Origin of the sequence: Mesobacillus campisalis, from assembly GCF_000986785.1 — a bacterium.
GTDB classification, from domain to species: domain Bacteria; phylum Bacillota; class Bacilli; order Bacillales; family Cytobacillaceae; genus Mesobacillus_B; species Mesobacillus_B campisalis.
Genome location: NZ_LAYY01000001.1, coordinates 391,624 through 412,289 on the forward strand (window position 1 = coordinate 391,624; position 20,666 = coordinate 412,289).

The 20,666-nt window shown below is 42.8% G+C and carries 16 protein-coding genes and 1 pseudogene; 6 read left to right on the plus strand and 11 right to left on the minus strand.

Annotated features, from left to right (window positions below; all coding sequences use genetic code 11):
- Positions 1 to 13 precede the first annotated feature (13 nt).
- From WQ57_RS01620 to WQ57_RS01645, 6 genes are all read right to left on the minus strand, one after another.
- Positions 14 to 1,672: an AAA family ATPase gene (locus tag WQ57_RS01620; RefSeq protein ID WP_046521935.1), complete on the minus strand. Its 1,659-nt coding sequence runs from the start codon at positions 1,670 to 1,672 to the stop codon at positions 14 to 16.
- A 304-nt stretch (positions 1,673 to 1,976) separates the two neighbouring features.
- The gene (locus tag WQ57_RS01625; protein ID WP_046521936.1) at positions 1,977 to 2,396 is read right to left on the minus strand and encodes a hypothetical protein; all 420 of its coding nucleotides are present in this window, start codon (positions 2,394 to 2,396) and stop codon (positions 1,977 to 1,979) included.
- Positions 2,397 to 2,440: 44 nt separating this feature from the next.
- On the minus strand, positions 2,441 to 3,703 hold the full coding sequence (locus WQ57_RS01630; protein WP_046521937.1) for a DnaB-like helicase C-terminal domain-containing protein: 1,263 nt from the start codon (positions 3,701 to 3,703) through the stop codon (positions 2,441 to 2,443).
- Positions 3,700 to 4,686, minus strand: coding sequence for a DnaD domain protein (locus WQ57_RS01635; protein ID WP_046521938.1), 987 nt, complete (start codon positions 4,684 to 4,686; stop codon positions 3,700 to 3,702). Before WQ57_RS01635 ends, WQ57_RS01630 begins: the two co-directional genes overlap by 4 nt.
- A 333-nt stretch (positions 4,687 to 5,019) precedes the next feature.
- Positions 5,020 to 5,568, minus strand: coding sequence for a cysteine hydrolase family protein (locus tag WQ57_RS01640; protein ID WP_046521939.1), 549 nt, complete (start codon positions 5,566 to 5,568; stop codon positions 5,020 to 5,022).
- A 421-nt stretch (positions 5,569 to 5,989) separates the two neighbouring features.
- Positions 5,990 to 6,955, minus strand: coding sequence for a DMT family transporter (locus WQ57_RS01645; RefSeq protein ID WP_046521940.1), 966 nt, complete (start codon positions 6,953 to 6,955; stop codon positions 5,990 to 5,992).
- A gap of 144 nt (positions 6,956 to 7,099) precedes the next feature.
- Between WQ57_RS01645 and WQ57_RS01650 the strand changes: the two genes are divergently transcribed.
- Both WQ57_RS01650 and WQ57_RS01655 read left to right on the plus strand, forming a co-directional pair.
- On the plus strand, positions 7,100 to 7,951 hold the full coding sequence (locus WQ57_RS01650) for a LysR family transcriptional regulator (protein WP_046521941.1): 852 nt from the start codon (positions 7,100 to 7,102) through the stop codon (positions 7,949 to 7,951).
- Positions 7,952 to 8,124: 173 nt separating this feature from the next.
- The gene (locus tag WQ57_RS01655; protein ID WP_046521942.1) at positions 8,125 to 8,646 is read left to right on the plus strand and encodes a hypothetical protein; all 522 of its coding nucleotides are present in this window, start codon (positions 8,125 to 8,127) and stop codon (positions 8,644 to 8,646) included.
- Between the two features lie 375 nt (positions 8,647 to 9,021).
- Here the strand turns inward: WQ57_RS01655 and WQ57_RS01660 are convergent, their stop codons facing one another.
- Complete coding sequence (locus tag WQ57_RS01660) at positions 9,022 to 9,972, minus strand: zinc-binding dehydrogenase (protein WP_046521943.1); 951 nt, start codon at positions 9,970 to 9,972, stop codon at positions 9,022 to 9,024.
- 191 nt (positions 9,973 to 10,163) lie between these two features.
- On the opposite strand from WQ57_RS01660, the gene WQ57_RS01665 reads away from it, so the two are divergent.
- A complete protein-coding gene (locus WQ57_RS01665) occupies positions 10,164 to 10,754 on the plus strand; it encodes a TetR/AcrR family transcriptional regulator (protein ID WP_046521944.1) in 591 nt (196 codons plus the stop codon).
- Positions 10,755 to 10,801: 47 nt separating this feature from the next.
- Here WQ57_RS01665 and WQ57_RS01670 read toward each other — a convergent pair whose 3' ends face one another.
- Positions 10,802 to 12,613, minus strand: a complete 1,812-nt coding sequence (locus tag WQ57_RS01670; protein WP_046521945.1) for a LysM peptidoglycan-binding domain-containing protein — start codon at positions 12,611 to 12,613, stop codon at positions 10,802 to 10,804.
- 427 nt (positions 12,614 to 13,040) lie between these two features.
- On the opposite strand from WQ57_RS01670, the pseudogene WQ57_RS01675 reads away from it, so the two are divergent.
- Positions 13,041 to 13,421: pseudogene (locus WQ57_RS01675) on the plus strand (DinB family protein); the annotation flags it as partial.
- A gap of 96 nt (positions 13,422 to 13,517) precedes the next feature.
- On the opposite strand, the gene WQ57_RS01680 reads toward WQ57_RS01675, so the two are convergent.
- Positions 13,518 to 15,119, minus strand: coding sequence for an acetamidase/formamidase family protein (locus WQ57_RS01680; RefSeq protein WP_241481462.1), 1,602 nt, complete (start codon positions 15,117 to 15,119; stop codon positions 13,518 to 13,520).
- Positions 15,120 to 15,690: 571 nt separating this feature from the next.
- Between WQ57_RS01680 and WQ57_RS01685 the strand changes: the two genes are divergently transcribed.
- Positions 15,691 to 16,005, plus strand: a complete 315-nt coding sequence (locus tag WQ57_RS01685) for a putative quinol monooxygenase (RefSeq protein ID WP_046521946.1) — start codon at positions 15,691 to 15,693, stop codon at positions 16,003 to 16,005.
- A 276-nt stretch (positions 16,006 to 16,281) separates the two neighbouring features.
- Here the strand turns inward: WQ57_RS01685 and WQ57_RS01690 are convergent, their stop codons facing one another.
- The gene (locus tag WQ57_RS01690; RefSeq protein ID WP_046521947.1) at positions 16,282 to 17,838 is read right to left on the minus strand and encodes an amidase; all 1,557 of its coding nucleotides are present in this window, start codon (positions 17,836 to 17,838) and stop codon (positions 16,282 to 16,284) included.
- Positions 17,839 to 18,319: 481 nt separating this feature from the next.
- On the opposite strand from WQ57_RS01690, the gene WQ57_RS01695 reads away from it, so the two are divergent.
- Positions 18,320 to 18,979, plus strand: coding sequence for a hypothetical protein (locus WQ57_RS01695; protein WP_046521948.1), 660 nt, complete (start codon positions 18,320 to 18,322; stop codon positions 18,977 to 18,979).
- A gap of 158 nt (positions 18,980 to 19,137) precedes the next feature.
- On the opposite strand, the gene hutH is transcribed toward WQ57_RS01695, so the two are convergent.
- Complete coding sequence (hutH, locus tag WQ57_RS01700) at positions 19,138 to 20,652, minus strand: histidine ammonia-lyase (RefSeq protein WP_046521949.1); 1,515 nt, start codon at positions 20,650 to 20,652, stop codon at positions 19,138 to 19,140.
- Positions 20,653 to 20,666 lie beyond the last annotated feature (14 nt).

Below are 20,666 nucleotides of genomic sequence, written 5' to 3' on the forward strand. Positions count from 1 at the left end.
ACAGATTTCCCTCCTAAAAGTCTACCGTTCTTCCGCCACGTGAAGCGCTTATATCGGGATCGTCGGTCATCTTTTTTGGTATGGCATGTAAATTATCAAGCTTATTATATTCCGCTCTGTCTTCTTGGGGAGTAGCTGCCACGGCACGGATATTTGCCCACTCCCGAATGGCCCGTATCTGTTCCGCTTGAGTAACAGAGAGCGGAACGGTATTGCTTATTACTTTTTCAAAGTCACTGAATGTTATCCCGCGATCTTGTGAATAAGCTTCAAACAAAGCGGAAATTACTACCTGTTCGATTTCTGCTCCAATAAAGGTTTCCGTAAGATCCGCAAGCTTTTCCAATGTCTGGTGATCAAACTGGAAGTCCCCTCTTGCTTTCGGACTTTTAAGTCGTTTATTGAGATGAATCTTGAAAATCTCCATCCGCTCTTTTTTGGTAGGAAGATCCACAAAGAAAATTTCATCAAACCTCCCTTTTCTTAATAATTCTGGAGGAATAGCATGTATGTTATTGGCCGTCGCAATAACAAAAACGGGTTTTGTCTTTTCCTGCATCCAAGTCAGAAGGGTACCAAAGACTCGTGTACTCGTTCCGCTGTCTCCTGAGGCACCTATGCCGCTCAGACCTTTTTCAATTTCATCGATCCAAAGGATGGAGGGAGAAATCGCCTCGGCCGTTGAGATGGCTTTTCTCATGTTTTCTTCACTGCTTCCTACAATTCCGCTGAAGATCTTGCCCATATCCAATTTCAGCAAAGGGAGCTGCCACATCGAACTGATGGCCTTTGCGATTAAGCTTTTCCCACAACCCGGTACCCCCGTTAGAAGTACACCTTTTGGGGCAGGCAGTCCATATTCTTCAGCAGAATCCAGCCAGGATTTGTTTCTTTTTTTCAGCCATCGTTTGACATTTTCCAGACCACCGATATCATCCATATTTGGCTCGCTTTTTATATATTCCAGTACACCAGTCTTTTTTATTATTTGCTGCTTTTCCTGCAGGACACTTTCAACACTTGAGGCATCTAATCCCCCCTTGCTTACAAGGGCTAAGGCGAATGCGTTTTCAGCTTCTTGCAAAGTCAGCCCCATCGCAGCCTTGGCAAGTCTCTCCTCTTCCTCGGTTGAAAGATTAATTCTGATTCTACTATTTGCCCGGTTTGCTTCTATCATCGTATGCAATACTTCTTTGATCTCGCGAAAGCTTGGAAGTCCATATTCCACAATGGTTATATCCTTCTGCAGCTCAAATGGTATATTTATAGAAGGAGATAAAAATACCACATTTTTTGGTGAATGACTTTTTTCGAGACCTTCTATTAAATCACGCACCTTACGAATGACCGGATAATCTGCCTGTCTGCCCTCTCCGCCAAAATAGATGTGAAAGTCTTTTAAGATGAAGACGGCCGGTTCCTTGTACTTTTCTATAAATTCCAAAATCTTTGCCGGAGCCTTCGTCTCGGGAGATTGAACATTTCCTTCCAATTTTAAACCTTCCGTTAGACTCCAAACAAAAAAGCTTCTTGGTGTCTTAATTAGTTCCTCATTTTTTACAACTAGGTTAATCTCAGTGATCACTCTTGATTCTTCCCAGGTGGAAATATAAAGGTAGGGAAAGCGTGCTCTAAAATAATTCGCTATATTCAGCTTAAAAGAGTTTTCCATATGTATTCTCCTACAGTTCAAAGGTTGTTTACTTAAATTATATACCAATTAATTCTAAAGGGGTATTACCTAAAAGAGAAAGAAATGGAAGTAATTGTTTGATAAATTCAATATTAAAATTCTCGTGTATGTTACTTTATTTTTATTCAAAAACATTTCAGAGAACAAAAAGTAAGAGCCTTATCTTGGAGATAAGACTCTACAATGGTTTAATTAATTAATGGATAAAAAATATAGAAAATTACAGAGAAGTGAAGTGGGGCCTACAGAGGAGAAGTACAATTCGTCCCCCAACTCTCACATTTCATCTCCCCCTCACAAATACCCCCGCTACCGCCGGAAACCTCTCACACTCCTTCTTCATCTCCCTAAACGAAATCACTTCATTTCCCCTGACAAGTTCGAAATCCAGGCAAGATTCGTGACAGTTCAATGGGCGTTGCCGAAAGGTCCTGGTGAAGAATTGGATGGCCTCCAGTTCGCTGCCGGCAAAGATAAAGACAAACTCCTTTGCACATCTTTTCAGGGAGTAGATGCCTACCTTATGAAAACCCAGGAAGTTGTTATCAATCATTTCCGCTACTTTCTGTTGATCGGCTTGGTCGATTTGGTCCATGTGATCCTCTAATGATATCTTCTTCTCCGCCAGCAAATGGAAGATATAATGGGCTAATGAGGATGCTTCTAAAGTGATCGCTTCCAGGTAAACATCTTTCACCAACATGTGGTACACCTCGAATTTAGTTTTTGATCGTCGCTCCTCAAAGGCTATGTAAGGGGAAGGCTTTCTTCCTTTTGGTCCTCGATCCTCCCGGTATGCTGGTTGTAATCCGCGGGGATGGTTCCCACGGGGCCGTTTCGATTTTTCGAGACAATGATTTGAAGAGACTTATCTTGAGAATCTTTGTCATAATAAGCTTCACGATATAAAAACAAAATGACATCGGCATCCTGTTCCACACTGCCCGATTCCCGAATATCCGACATCATCGGACGTTTATCGGCTCTGGACTCTACGGATCGATTGAGCTGCGCCAGGCAAATGACCGGGCAATCAAGATCCTTCGCCATCGTTTTGAGGGATTTGGATATTTCGGTGACTTGTAGGTGAGCGTTCCCGCCGTAGGGTTGACTGGGTGAAATCAGAGTTAAGTAATCTATGAAAAGGATCGTTTTCTTGTTGGGAAACTGATGCATCAGCTTCCTCACTTTTGCTCTCATTTCTGCGATACTCTGTCCCGCACCATCGAATATCTGGATATGGGTTTCAGTAAGGCGACCAATTACACCCGGCCATCTATCCTTTTGGCCCTCATTCAACATTGTTTTCGGGTCCCTCATCTTTGCCCGGTTAAAGCCCCCTGTCGATGCAATTAAACGGGATGTGATTTGCTTTTCGGGCATCTCCAGGGAAAATACGATTGGCAGGTACCCTGCCCACCCTGTCATTTTGGCAAAATGAAGCATCACGTCGGTTTTCCCCATCGAGGGCCTTGCTGCGAGAATCGTCACTTCCCCGTGCTGGAAGCCACCCGTTACTTCGTCAAGCTTCTTAATACCGGTTGTCGCGCTTTTCAAGCCTTCCTGCTCTAGCCATGGCGCCTCATACATATCGACCAAAGCCTGATGGATGGAAGTATGATCCTCCAGTTTTCCCTGGTTGATTTTATCCAGTTCGGCAATGACTTTGCTAATCTCCCAATCGTTCATGGCAGCCATATTCAGGATATTCCGCTTCTCCCGTTCCTTCCACAAATCAAGAAGGAGCTTCTCCGTTCCGTCAAACTTTTCTACATTCGCGAATGATAACAGCTCGGAAAGGTAGGAGAGCCCGCCGAATGACTCGAGGTCAGTTAAAGTGGTTAAGTGAATCAGATCAATGCTCTTGCCAGCCCGGTTGAACTCCACCATTCTTCGCATTAACTCTTTATGCCTTGTACTTTCCAGCTGTTCAGGCTGAATCACGGTGTCCTTGAGGAAGTACTCCGCCTTCATCAGGCTTCCGAGGAACGTTTTTTCAGCGATGCTCATGATTCCTCCCCCTCGGTTAGGTCGAGCTTAAATTCCCCTGGTATGGCTCTTCCGGCAGAAGACGATTGTTTGGAGGCTTTAACTTTAGTCTCAAGGTTATGGTTCTCCTGGCAGGCATCAATTTCTTCTACCGACAGCAATGATTCGTTTTCCCAGTTTTTTAAAATCCCGACAACATAGTTCAGCTTCCGCTTGTTATTGCTGCACGCAATCTCGAGTGCTTTTAAAATCACCGCTTTCGGGTGTAAAAAACGGGAATCTTCCAGCCAGGCTAAAAGTTGCTGCTTGGCATTCACGTTCGAAAATCCGAACCCATTATTGTCCCAGAACGCAATGATTTCTTGAACGTCTTCATTTTTGAAATCAATTCGGGAGGAAGATTCGATGTCTGGATTATTCTCTATACTTGGATAGAAATCTTTTTGTTGTTTTTTTTCTTTTTTATTTTCTTTTTCTTTTTGCCCACGTATCGTCTGAGGGCGCGGCAACGTATCGTTACCTTCTTCTCCTTGAGTTATGTATGGGTAATTTTCTCCTTGCTCGTCGGTATGTATTTCTTCTTGGGCACAAAATGAAAGATATAGAGAGCGAACATCCTGTTTTTGGATTGGCTCCGCTACATATTGAATCAGCGAGAGATCCTCCACCTCTTTTAATTCGGAACAAATGCAATCCATGACCGGCTTTCCGCCGTTATGGATATTTTCCTTCGCCCAGTTTTTAATGGCAATTTCCCTTGTGTCAGGATTGTAGCGGATCAACTGGTGATGGTGAATGAACCGCTCCATCAATGAATGAACACTCTCAATCGAATAGCCCAAATCAAACGCCATTTGTTTTTTCGTAATTTTATAAATCCCGCTTTGAGTCGTATTGGGATTTGTCAGCAGATAAAGATAAAAATACCGATCCTCCGGAGTCATCTCCTCCGAAACAACCGGATTCTTCCAAAACCCAGTCTGCACCATTCGATACTTTGCCATCCTAAACCACACCCCTAACTATTAAATTCTTTCATATTCTATATAGGGATTAAGGCGGGAAATGGACAGGGTGAATTTTTGAACGTTTTGTGAAGCAGGGGGACAGTTCTTTCGCGGGACTTTCACCACCTAGATAATTGCTATCCCTGGCATACACAGAAAAAGCAGAAACCACAATCAGGTTTCTGCTTTCTCTAAAATGTCATGCCCCTACCAAGGACATTTATTTTAGCATATTACCCTTCCGTACTTAAATGTATGTCCTCAGGGTTTGGAGCCTTTTCCGTTACCATCGCTCTGGCTCAAGTGTGTTGGATGTTTTAGAATTGCCGGTTAAGCCAGCTTTTCGAATAAATGGGAAGAGTTAATAATGCCAATTCCTTTCGAATTTAAATAGTTTAAAGACTTCTCCCTCTTTAAATCATTCGAACTTGCAACTGCATCACTTACTACTGTAACAGTGAAACTCCTGCGGATAGAGTCGAGAGCAGTGGCCGCTACACAACCTTCCGCAAATAAACCAACAAGTACGATATGTTCAATTCCTTTAGCAGTTAAATACGAAACAAGCTCTGAATTACTTAATGCATTCGACTTGTTTTTTGAGAAATAGATATCATTCACCCTTACTAATCTCTCATCTAATTCAGCACCTTCGCTTCCTTTTACTGCTGATTTTTTCGTAAAAAAATTGGCAATAACTTGTTTAGGTTCAAATTCATTGCCTATATAAACAACAGGGATTCCTCGCTTGTCAGCTTGTTCTACGATTTGATTCACTTTTTCCAGCAACGGTTCAACCTGATGTTTTGCTACGGGCATCCGCGCATTAATCCCAACAAATCCCTTTTGAATATCAAGTACAAGTACAGCTGCATCCATCTGCTAACCCCTCCTCCTTTTTTTGTACTCGCCAATCAAACTTTTTTTAGATTATTTCTTGCTTGATTAGTCAATGGTTTGTATGACTAATTTTGAAAACCTGCTGTGACTTGAAAACCTGATTGAGCAGGTTCCATTACTATCGGTAATCCAAATCCACCGCTTGCTCCTGTTATAAGAGCAATTCGCTTTGCCATGAAATTCCCCATTCAAAATTATTTTACCAGTAATTTCAATTTTCTTGAATACCTCTTAGATACTTTGTCATACCATTGCACCAACCCATACAAAAAATGAAACTGCTTTTCTCTTAAGGACAGGCAGTATTTTCGAAATTTTTTGAACCCATTTGCCAATCGCCGTAAAACAAAAAACGCCTTGCCCCACAATTTAAAATGTAAGGACAAGACGCACGCATTTATTATGACAGCCTCTGCTTCCACCCCGTTTGACCAGGCTGTTTAGATTCCCTCTTCTGCAATCTGACAAAAAGATTGTTAGCCAAAAGGGAAACAATGATCAAAACCGTACCAGCAAGGTCAAACATGGTGATTTGATACCCTTGAAAAACCGAAATTAACAATGTCGTTACCGGGACAAAGTTAATGAACAACAACGAATTGATTGGAGATAGAATGCTTACCCCAGTGTTCCAGCCCAGCAAGGCGATCAGGCCGGGGAAAATAATCATAAATAATAAATGTGGGCCTGTGGCCATGATCACTTCTCCTGTTGGGATCGAGATATAGCCAACCAGGGTCGCCCCGATCACAACGACAAGCGATGTCAATGTGCCAAGGATGCACGTTAACGTCGAATACCTTAGGGCCGACCAGCCAAGAAACTTGCTTCCTCCCATGGTGTAGATCACCCAGCCAATGACAGCGATGAAGATGAGAAGGGTTGGAACGAAATCATCAGTCGCACTTAAGAAAGCTTTCATATCCCCCTTTGTAATCACGAACATCGCACCGATAAAGGACAAAACCACACAAACCAGTGTGAATGTGTAGGGACGTCGATGCAAAAACATCCATACAATCACAATCGAGATCATCGGCATCAAGGACTCCATAATCGACGCGACCATGACCCCTGGCTCCCCTAATAAATCTTCTCCCCAGAAAATCAAAAGGTTATAGACGGTGAAGGCCATAGTCCCGAAAAACCATAAGTGTACTCCTTTGCCCTCGAAGCGAAAAGCCTGCTTTCCTTCTTTCCAGAGCAGGAGCACAACCAAAATGACCGTTACCGCCCCATACCGAATCAAAGTGAAATAAAAAGGATCCATATGCTTAAATGCTGCATGCGCGACAGGAAACATCGCTCCCCACGAGACAGCAGCAATAAAGCATAGAATCGCTCCAAATAAAACATTTTTACTCAACTTCCATCATGCCTGCCTTCCTCTAGATAGTAAGATTCATTATCTCTTCTTTTTAATATCTCGTAAAATGAATAATGATGATGACCATCCATCACTTTTTGTGATACCATATACTTTGATAAAATAGACGGGGAGGGATCCAGATTGGAATTTAAAGACTTGGAGATTTTCCAGGCAGTCGCTGAGCAGGGGACCATTACTGGCGCGGCCAAACAGCTGAACTATGTACAATCGAATCTTACGGCTAGAATCCATAAGCTGGAGACTGAACTGAACACTCCCCTGTTCAACCGGCATCGCCGAGGGATGAGTTTGACGCCAGAGGGAAAGAAACTTTTAACGTATAGCCAAAGAATCTTATCGTTAACAGAGGAAATGAAGCAGGCCGTCCAAAATCAAACCGAACCATCCGGAAAGTTGGAAATTGGCACCGTTGAAACGGTCATTCATTTGCCTAAAATATTGTCTAGCTATATACAAAACTATCAAAATGTCGATTTGTCGATTTATACGGGAGTAACCGAAACTCTGCAAAGGAAAGTGCTGAACCATAAATTAGACGGAGCATTCGTGACAGAGTCAAACTTCCACCCTGATCTTGTAGCGCACCAGGTGTTTCAGGAGGAGCTTGTTTTAATTTCAGATCCAAGCGCCTCCTCCCTGGAAGAGTTGAAGGAAAAACCCTTCCTATGCTTTAGCAAAGGCTGCGGATACCGGGCCCGGCTTGAAAACTGGTATAAAGACGAAAATATCGCACCAAAACGGGTGATGGAATTTGGCACATTGGAAACCATCCTGCAAAGTGTCAAAATGGGGCTTGGGGTGACATTCGTTCCAAGGTCAGCTGTCGTCCACCTGGAACAAAACGGACTTATCACCTGCCATTCCCTCCCTGAAAAGTACAGCACGATCAACACCCTGTTTATCAGAAGAGCGGATACGTACCTGACGGCGACCATTGAGAAATTCATTGAAACGATTGAAGTGAATAAATGAAGTATTCAGCAGCATGAAAACGAATCGGTACTGTATCCGATTCGTTTTTTAATTATATTGAAGGGTTGGTTGACGATTAATGACATGCCAAGAAGTATGGGGTCTTCCGAGTATGAGAGATCTAATGATAGAATAATATAGTTATCTATCATTAATTTATCGGAGGCCGTATCATGAAAAAGAAAACACCATTCATTTTAAGTATGACCGCTCTAGCCTTAGGCTTCGGTGTACTGAACCCAACTGTATTTGCTGAAAGCAAAGCGAAGTTGGCACATTTGGTAATGGAACATGAAATGAAAATTGCAGCACTTGAAGAAGCTCAGCAAACTTCGGGGAATGGAAAGTCTGAAGAAGCTGTGTCAGAGGACATCTTAAATGCCTTGTATAGAGAAGTTGAGATTACTCTTCCTCGGTACACTGAATTTTGGAACGAGGAAATCGATGATATGGATAAAATCAATGTAACAAAATTCGATGTCCTTGACTCAAATGGTGAAGTAAAAATTCTGATCTATTTAGAGGGAGTTTATGGATGGAAACAAGATGAAAGAGGGATATTTGAACCAGGTCGCTACCTTGCTTATAACTTCATAAATGCCATGAATATAACAGCAGAAATGTATGGAGTTGAAGTTAACTATGAATTCTATCAAAACGGGGAACGTGTTAGTGCTGTAAATTTAATTCCTTAAAATAGAGCTGCCGTTTTATGAATTGCGATTGATTCATTTAAACAGATTCCAATAAAGCATTTTAGTTTTATATTCCTGATATATATAAACGCCTCCGATAAGGGAAGGCGTTTATCTTAGAACAATAAGCATATGAATATAAACCGGCATAATAATTAGCAATCGCAACTATTTAAGTACTACACCTACGTTAATTTCTACTGCTTTCCCTAAGAATGAATAGAAAGGAATAAGGTAACACAAAAAAAGGTGAACCATTGCGGTTTCACCTTCATTCCTTATATCTTTGAAAAATGGAGTCAATAAGCCCCATTGAAATAACGCTTTACTTCACCGGACTGACCACCAAAATGCACTATTTTACTGGCAAAGTTACTATTCTAGATTTGCAACAAGACGGCCTGTTACCTCATGGCGTTCTAAACGTCCTAGACCATCAGAGATTTCATCAAATGTAATTTCAGTTATGGTTGGGTTTAGATGGCCTTGTGCCATTAATTCATATACGGCCGCAACATCTTCAACTGTACCACCAACACTGCCTTTTAGTTGAACGGATTTTAGAATTAAGTTACTTGTATTGATGGTAGTCTGCAATTTGCCCATTCCAACAAGAACGACAGTACCGCCAACTGCTACAGCATCAATCGCATCAGCCGTTGTTGTGCCAAACCCTGCATAATCAACAATTAATTCCGGGGCCACCGCTGCTAAATCACTTACATTTTCAAACACTTCCTTGCAGCCGATTTCTTTTGCAAGGTCACGGGCCGCTGGGCTTAAGTCTACTGCATAAACATCACACCCGGCGACTACAGCCGCACGTGCAGCCATTTGGCCTAAACCGCCAATTCCAATAACGCCAACTTTCATTCCAGCTTTAGCGCCACCTTTTTGGAACATCGCATGGTAAGAAGTCATACCTGCATCCGTTCCAGCAGCAGCTTGTGCAAAGGTAACTCCCTCTGGGATTGGTACCAGGTCAACAGCCGGAACAAGAACTTTATCCGCATAGCCGCCATCACGGCCATTACCAGGCCCTAAGCCATCTTTTCCAACTGGACAAACTCCAACGCGGTCGCCTACTGCAAAGTCAGTGACCCCTTCACCGACTTCAGTAATGACACCAGCAATTTCATGTCCTAAAATGATTGGTACTTTTGCTAAAATTTTCATCCAGCCCGGATCACGCAATGTTGCCACATCGGAATGACATAAACCTGCAGCTTTTACCTCTATAATGACCGTTCCTGGTGCTGCAACTGGATCTGGCTTTTCTACTAATACCAATGGCTCGTTTGTCCCTGTAAACTCCCAACCCTTCATAATACAATTACCTCCTATTCCTTTTAAACACTTTACAAATATAATATATTCCTACTATTCGTAAGCATCAATCAACAAAAAAACGAGAGTGTTCATTACTGTACAAATCAGTGGATTTTGTATAGTAAATTCGTCCTGTTTGATTGCAGGGAATACGGGTTTCGTCCATACTTAAGTTGAGGTGACTAACGATGCCAGAGCTTATTGACAAAAGAATCCAACGTTCAAAAGCAGCGATTAAAGAAACTTTTATAAAATTGTTATTTAATAAGTCATTTGACCAGATAACCATTTCTGAAATTGTTCGTGAAGCAAATTATAATCGTGGAACTTTCTATGCAAATTTTGAAACGAAGGAACAGTTACTCGATGAGGTGGTTCAAGATGTGTTAAATGAAATGATAGAAGAAATTCGCAAACCATACAAGACAACTAAAAAAGTCGATATGAATGAATTAAATATAGACAAAATCACCTTGTTTAAATACTTTCAAGAAAATGCAAAGCTTTACAAACTGTTATTGAGTGATCATATCCGAGTTGACTTCCGTTTTAAAATGGCAAAAGCGATTGAACAGCTTTTTATAGAGGAGTATGAATATGAGCTGGAAGGAGAAACAGTTGTAGATACGAAGTGGCTTTATATTTACCGCGCTCACGGAATTGCCGGTTTAATCATTCGTTGGATAGAGGAAGACTTCTCACCCCCACCCGAATATATGTCGCAACAAACCCTAAAACTTATGACTACTTCTACGAAAATATTTTATGTTAAGGACTGAAGGGGCAGTTTGGAAAGGTTCCCTGTCCCTGCTCATCAAAACAAAACCTATAAAAACACCAATGATTCCCCTATTACCGTTACATGCCCCTGATCTGCCCACAGGATAAAGTATTGGTAGCTTGTTCCGTCCAATACAATAGGCGTTGGATAGCGAACGATGAGGGCAGCTTGATTGTTCATTTCAGCAGGTTGGTCTGCTGAGGGAAAGATATAGCATGCTTCTTGGTTCTGGATTTTTGTTGGTACGATACGCGGCTGTGTTCCGTATGGCAAGAGTTGGTGAAAGGCTTCATTGTGGCACACGGTTTCTATTGGATCCTCGGATGAAATTGCTCCGATTTGAAAGAAGCCATCACTGCCTTCATAGCGTTCCTCCGTTACTCTCCTCCAATGAGCTGGGTATTGGAAGCTGACTTTAAAAGCAGGATTCGTGTATTTGTTCAAATTCACGTGTGGCGCTGGCGACCATTCCAGTGCTGTGATGTTTCCTCCAGCTACTAATCGGATTGGAACTGGATGAGTGAGATTGACCATCCAAATCTCACTTGCCTGCCCCTGTGGTTTGCATCCTGAAAGATAGGCGAGCTTCCCTCCGTCCGGGGACCATGTAACAGGAGTTGCAAAGCAATCAGAGATCGCTCTTGTTTGCTCGTTTTCTCCTTGCCTTCCGACGGTTCTGATCAAAGAGAAATAGCCTCTATCTTCAAAAGCGGTAGCACTAAAAGCAATATTCCGCGAGTTCGGTGACCATGTCGGAAAGTAATTTTTCGCAAGCGGTCCGCCTTTCACTTCAAAAAGATTTCCGGTTAAAAGATCGATGGTGAAAATAAGCGAGATGCTTGCTCCTGGGGTAGTGAATAACACAAAGTTCCCATCAGGGCTGAGACGAACATGGTTATGGCGTCCACCTGTGTTTTGCGTGACTTGCACCTTCTCCGTTCCATCGATTTTAATTCGGAATAGCTGACTGACTCCGTTTGGATCGGGTGCTTGATAGAGCAATTCTGTTCCATTTGGGAACCATTGGACATCGGTCGCATTAGATTGGTTGATGGTTTGTGCTTGGTGTGTACCGGTATTGTATAGGATGATTGTTTCGCGGTTGTAGTAAACAAGTTTCTGGCTGTCTGGGGACCAATCAAGGAAAATACCGGACGCCTCTGAAAACTGATCGATTTGGGCAACCGTATTGGTAGGAAGCGTAAGGACATAAAGAATTTCGTTTTTACCTACAAAAGCAATTCTGCTAGTGTCCGGTGACCAAAAGGGAACAGAATAACTTTCACCTAACCCAAATGTAATTTGTCGATTAACGCCATTTCCCGGGTTATATAACCATAAGTCAAACTCTCCACCACGATTGGAAATATAGGCAATCAACCCGCTTTCCCCAGGCGGAGCATAAGGAATCATCAGCCTCATCCCTGGATAAATCGTGTAAGATGGCAGCCGATTGGCTTCTCGAATCAACTCATAATTACTTTGTCCCCCAGTGGTGACATTAAATCTTCTGGCGATGTTAAATAAGGTATCGCCTGGTTGGACGACATAGTAAGGGACACCAGGAGGAACGGTTAACAGCTGTCCGATTTGCAGCAAATTTGGAGGCTGAAGCTGATTTTCTTGAATGATCACGGCTGGTGGGACACCATAAGCCTGTGCAATTTTATAGACCGTGTCCCCTGCCTTTACGTTTGTGACATCAACTCCGGGAGGTACTGAAAGCTGTTGACCGACATAAATTGTATAAGGCGGGGCTAAATTGTTCGCCGCAATCAATGAATCCACTGGCAGCTCCCAGCGTTTGGCAATTCGGGAAACTGTATCTCCTTGACGGACGGTATAAAAGAACTGCATGAAGAAACCTCCGCTCTATATTAATAGAAATAACCAGCCATTTCCACCCTGCCTATAGGCTATTCAAAAAACACGTTATCTGTGCATTTAAGGGTGTTTTAGCATCTTTTTTCGCACCCCTTTTAGAAAGATGACAGAATTTATTGTTAGTGTGCTAATTCGTATCCTATTTGCTATGGGATTGGTGTGTTAAAAATGGCAATCAGCTTTTTGGATATATATTTTAAAATGATATGGAGGCTTATTCAACTAACGGGGAAGTTTAGTCGAATAATAAAGGATTAGTAGCATATTTTTTATTGATACCTAGGAGTGTCTAAATACGAATATTGCTTGCCCAGGAGGATTTATGATGAATGTTAAAGAGCTTTTCTTAGCATAGTTAAGGGCTTGTCACGAAAATACTTGGTTTGTATCTTTATTAAACTCAATTGATGGACTTAACGAGGAACAAGCAACTTGGAAACCAAGTAAAACAACTAACTCTATTTTTGAAATTGTAAACCACTTAATTTATTATAATCAACGTTTTTTAAATCGCTTTAAAGGTATACCAAACGATAAAATAGTTAGTGACAATACCTTTAAAAACAATGAAGAAGTAAATTGGAATGAAACTGTTAAACGGATAAATGAGATTATGACTGAATGGAAGGATGTCGTTGAGGAAGCTGATACCAATAAACTCGATGACGGGGCTTCTGAACTTGCCCACCTTACTATTCATACTACATACCATACTGGACAGATTATCTATATTAGGAAATTACAAGAAATATGGGACCCAAAAAACGGTGTAAAGGGATAAAGGCTTCTTCAATTATAGGGGCAAGAGCTAAAAAGGGTAGACAAGGGGACGGTTCTCCTGCTTCCTTTATGGAAGCAGAAGAACCGTCCCTGTGATTTATTTCTTTGTGTCGAAGGTAATGTTTGCGACCAGGGTTTTTCCTGTGGTTGTCCAGTTTACTTTTACTCCGAGAAGGTCTCCAATGACGGTAATTGGGACGTGGAGCTCACCGTTGATCACGACTGGCATCGCGCCGAGCTGCAGTTCCTTTCCATCCACTGTATAAATGGTCGATTTCTCTGTGAATACAGTCTTTTGGGATCCTGTTGTTGCCGTTACATTGACAGCACCTTTTTTATGATTGGTGTTCGTTTTTCCTCCCAGGCTTTCGACAAGGGCATCTACGGAGACATAGAAATCATCATTTACTATTTTAGAATCAATTTTATTTTTATCAACAAAAACATCTAAATTCAGAGTATCAATGAAATGCCTTTTCTCGATCAATGCATGAATGCCTTTTGTTTTATCGACGACCTGGGACACTTCATAATCCGTTGCAGCACTCATATAGGCCATTGCCGTAGCGCGGTCCATCCCAAGCTTTTCATTTAAAAAAGCGACGGCTTCCCGGACACTTTCTTTCATCGCTTCATCCAGGTCTTCATCAAGGCCAATTGGGATCCAGTAATCTTCTGTTTCAGCAAATGGCTGGGTGAATTCTCCCTTGTTCGGAAGGGAAGGATCCCCTTGTTTTAAAACGGTTACGCGGAAGGTGCCGCGCAGGGACGCTTCCCATGCTGTCAAAGCTACTTCGCCGTCACCCTGCGCAAAGTGCGGATCTCCAGTGAAGAAGAGGGCATCTTTTACCTGAACTGGTAGGTAGAGAGTCGAACCGACACCCAGTTCATTAATATCGATATTGCCCCCGGTTTCAATTGGAGGAACCGAGCTGACTTTCTCGCTTGTATTTGGAGCCACCCCCATCATCCCCATAAAAGGCTTCACAGGGAAGCGGACTTCGCCGCCAGCTTCAATGGGCAATACCCCATAGTATTTTCCGTTGATTTTTTCTAAAGGCGTAAACTTCGAGACATTGTTGTAAAGCTCTGGGTGTTCCGCGCTTGCCCCATCCTGGCGGCCTTCATTTTCAGGGAATTCACCTGGGAGTGCTCCCTTATAGTGGCGGTTGGAAATAACGCCATAAGGAACTCGTGGTGTCAGGGACAAAACTTCCACTTTTAATACATCGCCTGGCTCCGCCCCCTCAATGGCAATCGGACCTGTCACGACATGTGGACCATCATGATCGAAATCATGATGAATATCCGAGCCGGCAATTTCAATGGCTTCATCTAAAATTTGATCTTCACTGACGCCATGCTTAGCAAAGTATTCCACAGGATTCCGCCCCTGGTCTTCCAAAATTCCTTCATGGGATAGAGTATCGACAGTGATGGTGCTTCCTGATGGCACGCTCATCACTGGTTTGCTGTCACGGTTAGGCAAATGCCCCCAGCGTATGGTATCGAGCGAGGTAGGCAGATAGTATTTCCCTTCTGCTCTTTCTGCGGAGGTTGATTGCAGGATATTGAACGGCTCTTCCTTTTGTTTTTTTGCCCCGATCGTGTCTTGGCTAAAAGCAAACGTGGCAGATAATAATGTTGCAGCACCTGCACTTACGAGACCGATTGTTTTCAGCTTCTTATTGAGCATCATTTTTTCATCGCATCCTTTTATATATTTGGTTTTATGTTTAAAAGATTACAATGTAAAAAAGAGATTCTCTATAAACGTGTGAGGTTTCCTAACATAAAAAGAGCATAGGGACGGTTCTGCCGCTTCCAAGAACATATAAAAGAGAAATTGGAAAAAATAAAGAAATATCTAGAGGACGCATTTGGGTTGAAATAAAGTCTTGGAATGAGCAAGAAAAACTTGATGAAAAGAAAAAAGAGCTTGAAAAATGGTACGGGACATTAAATAGATGGATAAAGAAAAAGGTAGATCTGGTAGATAAAATAATAAATGGTCACAAGTACATTACTTATGTCATTCCTTCATTAAAGGAGTTAATGAGCAAAGGGTACAAATTTATGTAAGGTTCAAGTCTTGTGTTAACGGGTGCGTCGATCCAGCAGGATTAACGGTTTTTTTTGTTGAATTCCTTATTAAACAAACGGGGCAGGTTAGCTCAAGAAGATTTGATTAGTTTTATTTATGGGAATAATAGGAGAAGCGTGTTTATATATAGAAATACTTAACAGGTGACAAAATTAAGGAGGATGGTATGAGCAAATTTAGTTTATTTAACAAGTTTATGGTACAAGAAGGCGAAAAAGAAAAAATGGTTGATATTCTGTTGGAAGCGGCAGAATCAATGAAGAACTTGGATGAATGTGAAATATATCTTGTGAATATTTCTGAGAATGAGCCAAGTTCTGTTTATGTTTATGAAGTGTGGACTAATGAAGATGCCCATCAAGCGTCTCTAAGTCTCGAAACTACCCAGACATTAATAAGTCGTGCGAAACCAATTATTACTGGTATGGAAAAAATCAGCACCTTCATAACAAAAGGTGGGAAGGGCATTTCATCTAATTAGAATTAAACTCCATAAATCAGGACTGGCTGTCATTGTGGCAGCTTTTTTCTTATTCAAAGAAAAGATTGTGAACAAATGTACTTAAACTAACGGGAGCTAATCTTCAATAAGGTTTTAAAACAAGGACCCTAACGGGGTCCTTGTTTTATGGTCATTTATTAAAGATATTATTTAACATAGCTTTTCACCAAAATGATGTGCTTTCATTAGTAAAACATGTTTTATTTTCTCAAGACTGCAAGGCTAGTGAGACAGCCCTCTTTTCTATGAAGGTTCCTATTTTAGTTCAGGCGCTTTTCGATGGTTCGTTCCTTCTTGATAAGCGTAGGCAAGTTTAATCAATGTTGGCTCGTCGAATTCTTTTCCTAGCAGCTCAAGCCCGACTGGAAGGCCGTTGTCACTGAAGCCAGCAGGAACCGAGATTGCAGGGAATCCTGAATAAGGACTTAAGCGATTAGCATTCCCTGCACCTTGGCTTTTGCCCACCTGTGCCGGTAAAGCATTCGAAGTTGGATAGAGTAGGGCATCAAGGTCATGTTCATTAAACGTTACCATTAAGCTTTCCCTTGACATTTTAGGACGATTGGTAATAATGTCTTGGTATTCCTCATTATTTTCTAATGATTCTCTTTCATTTCGGGATTTTAATCCACTTTCCAGACTTGGGTGGAATTTCCCGCTTTCGATAATATCTGATAACGTTCTTACCGGTGCATCAGGCCCAAGGCTAGCCAAATAATCATTTAACTGAAATTTAAATTCGTATCCGCTTAAGCTTGGATAAGAAAGAATTGCACTAAGATTAGGAACTGTTACCTCGAACACTTCTGCTCCAAGTGCTTCCATGTCCGCAATCACTTGATCCATCACTTTATTGACTTGAGGGTCATTCCCAAACAGGTCGCGAATAACCCCTATCCGGGCCTTCTTTAATCCATTTTTCTTAAGATAATGAGTATAGGTTTTGGGGACTTTTCCGATACTGGCTTCAGTAACTGGATCTGCAGGGTCATAGCCAGCAATTGCATCGAGAACGACAGCCACATCTTCAACCGTGCGTCCCATCGGTCCGCCGACATCCTGTGATAGTGCAAGTGGAATGATTCCATCACGGCTGGCAAGTCCCATAGTAGGGCGAAGTCCAACCAAGTTATTAAAGGACGAAGGTATTCGGATGGACCCGCCAGTGTCTGTCCCTAATCCGACAGTGGCAAAGTTGGAAGCAACCGCTGCTGCCGTTCCACCGCTTGAACCGCCTGGATATCTGGTTAAGTCATAAGGATTAAAGGTTTGTCCGCCAAGGGAACTAATTGTTTGGAATCCAAAAGCAAATTCATGCAGGTTTGCTTTCCCTATGATGATTGCACCTTCATCTCTTAATCTTTTTGTTTGATAGGCATCCTTTAGAGGGATGGAACCTTCAAGTGACAGGGATCCTGCAGTAGTTTGCATATCGTATGTATCATAGTTGTCTTTTAAAATAACCGGAATTCCATGCAAGGGACCGCGAACTTTTTCCGCTTTGCGCTCTTTATCTAGTTGTTTCGCTTCTTCTAATACATTTTCGTCAACTGTAATGATAGAGTTAATGCTGTCATCATACTCCTCAATTCGATTGAGATACAATTTAACCAATTCCTCAGAGGTCAACACTCCCCTCTGCATAGCATGCTGCAAGTTAAATATCGTGGCTTCCTCAATTTCAACAGATAAAGCTCTTTCAGAGACGGGGCTCGCTAAATTAGAAACAGCACCTGCTGGAGCTGTGTAAGCCCCCAATGCCATTACTAGAGCAGTGAAGAAAACTATAAATTTGTTATACCATTTTCCCATTTGAAACCCCCTTAACAATTCAGAATAATTAGAATATATCAATCTATATTTATATTGTATATAAGAGGAAGGTAGTGTAATACTTGGTTATATAGGTAAAATTAACTATTTAGGAGGATTCATTTTATATCCATGTATAGTAATTGGTGCCTTTGAGGATACCGTGAAAAGATACAAATTTTATTTGGGTTATTAAGAACGTAGACTGTCCACCAAAAAAAGCTCAGAACCTAATGGCTCTGAGCTTCATTTGAGTATTCATGACCCAAACAGCCAAAGCATATGATACAGGTATACCAGTAAATCAACGCTGTCAACAACCTGCCTAGCCAAACTGTTTTCGAGAACGTTGATTCCTGATTCGTCAACAGGAAAACAGGATATAAAGCCCCAATTTTAGCTCGGTGTTCCTTCGCACTGCCTTATTCCCATGTCTTTTTTGCTTTAAGGATATGAATTTATTAAAGAAGGGGATAACCAAATGAATTCAAACAAAAACGCTCCAATAACATCCTTGAGGCTCATTCGTTGGTCAGGTTTGGCAGCTATGGTAGCAGGGTTTCTTTTTATAGCCATTCAGCCCATTCATCCACCTGAAAATCTTTCGTCAGTCACCTCTGGCGAATGGGCACTGATCCACTATTTGTCCCTAGCCATGGCCATTTTGGCCTTAGTCGGCATTACGGGGATCTATGCAATTCAATTGAATCAGGCTGGCTGGCTTGGCCTGGTTGGGTTTCTCATGTTCAGCCTTTTTTGGATTGCCACGATTGCCTTTACATTTGCAGAAGCCTTTATTCTGCCGCTGTTGGCAGCCGACGCACCGAAGTTTGTGGAGGGGTACCTCGGGATCTTCAGTGGCTCCTCCAGCGGGATGGATCTCAGAACCTTGCCAACTATTGTACATCTTGGAGGTTTGTTATATATACTTGGCGGTCTGCTTTTTGGTATTTCAACTCTCCGTGCCGGTATCCTGCCTCGCTGGGCGGCAGGTGTGCTTGCATTTGGAGCAGTGGCTACCCTTAGCTCCCCGCTGCTGCCGCATCCGCTCGACCGGATATTAGCGGTTCCCATGGGAATAGGTCTGATTTGGCTGGGATTTTCATTATTCACTCGGCAGGCGGATGAAAAACGGAAGTAGAGCACGGGGACGGTTCGTCTGCCTCACAATCAAACAGTTAGCAATCATTACCGCTTGAAACAGAATAACTCAAAAAGCCTAATCCAACAGCGGATTAGGCTTAATGAGGCAAGAGAACCGTCCCCATGCATCACTGGCTGAGGGACAGGCATTATGTTTTATACTCCTTCTCGCAGAATAAATTGGGCCAGCTCTTCCATTTGTTCGGAAATGGCACGATCGCTCTCCAATGGCGGGCAAATATCCCGGATTTTCTCGAGGTATTCCCTTGTTGCCGGTGCCAATTCTTTTTCTGCTCCTTCCAGGTAAATTGCCTGTGAAGCACAAATCATTTCTACGGCAATGACCCTGGCTGAATTGTGGATGATTTCCCTTGCCTGCCGTGAGGCGATGGTTCCCATGCTGACATGGTCCTCCTGGTTTGCCGAAGTCGGAATGGAATCGACACTGGCAGGATGGGCAAGGACCTTGTTTTCGGAAACAAGGGATGCAGCAGCATACTGAGCCACCATCAGCCCGCATTCCAGTCCTGGATCAGTAGCAAGGAATGGCGATAATCCACTTAATTGCGGATTGACGAGTCTTTCTGTCCTCCGTTCGGATATATTGGCCCATTCCGCAGCTGCCACTTTTAAAAAGTCCATCGACAAGGCAATAGGCTGACCGTGGAAATGCCCTCCGGAGACGATTTCCCCGCTTTCCAGTACGATTGGATTGTCAGTAGCTGAATTCATTTCCACTTTCAGCCTTTCGTCGACATAATTGAATGCTTGCCAAGATGCACCATGAACCTGAGGAATACAGCGGATGGAATAAGCATCCTGGATGCGGATTTCTCCTTGGCGGGTGATCCGCCGGCTTCCTTCCAGCCATTTCCTCATTCTCGAAGCGACAAATTCCAGTTCCGGATGCGGCCGAACGGCTAACAGCTCGCTGTCAAAGGCGGAAATCACTCCATTTAGCGCTTCCATAGTCAGGCATGCCGCCATATCAGCTGCCATTCCGACCCGTTCTGCTTCATTAAGGGCCAGCACTCCGACTCCGGACATCGCCTGTGTTCCATTGATTAAGGCCAAGCCTTCCTTTGCTTCCAAAGCCACAGGCTTCAGCCCTGCCCGTTTCAACGCTTCAGCGCCAGGCAGAATCTCTCCCTTGTATTCTGCCTTTCCTTCGCCTACCAGGACAATCGCGACGTGTGAAAGCGGTGCCAAATCACCGCTTGCTCCAACTGACCCTTTGCATGGAACAACCGGGTGAACACCTTCATTGATCATATCGACGAGCAGCTGCAGTGTTTCTTCTCTTATTCCCGAGAAACCCTTTGCCAGTGAATTAGCCCTTAGTGTCATCATTGCCCTTACGACCGGGACTGGAAGAGGCTCGCCGACACCGACAGCATCTGCACGCAATAAATTCAGCTGTAATTTTGCAATATCGTCTTTTGCAATTTCAATATCACTTAGCTTTCCAAAGCCAGTGTTGACACCATAGACAATTTTCCCGTCATTTATTTGTTTCTCCACCCGGTTGCGGCTTGCACGAACCCGTAAGAGGTTCTCTTCCGGAACGGCCACTCTTCCTTTGCCATAGACGACACTTTCCACTTTATGCCGATCTAGTGTAAACCCATCCAATTCTACCAATTTTAACTCTACCAAATCCAGGTTGCTCATTTATTGCCATCTCC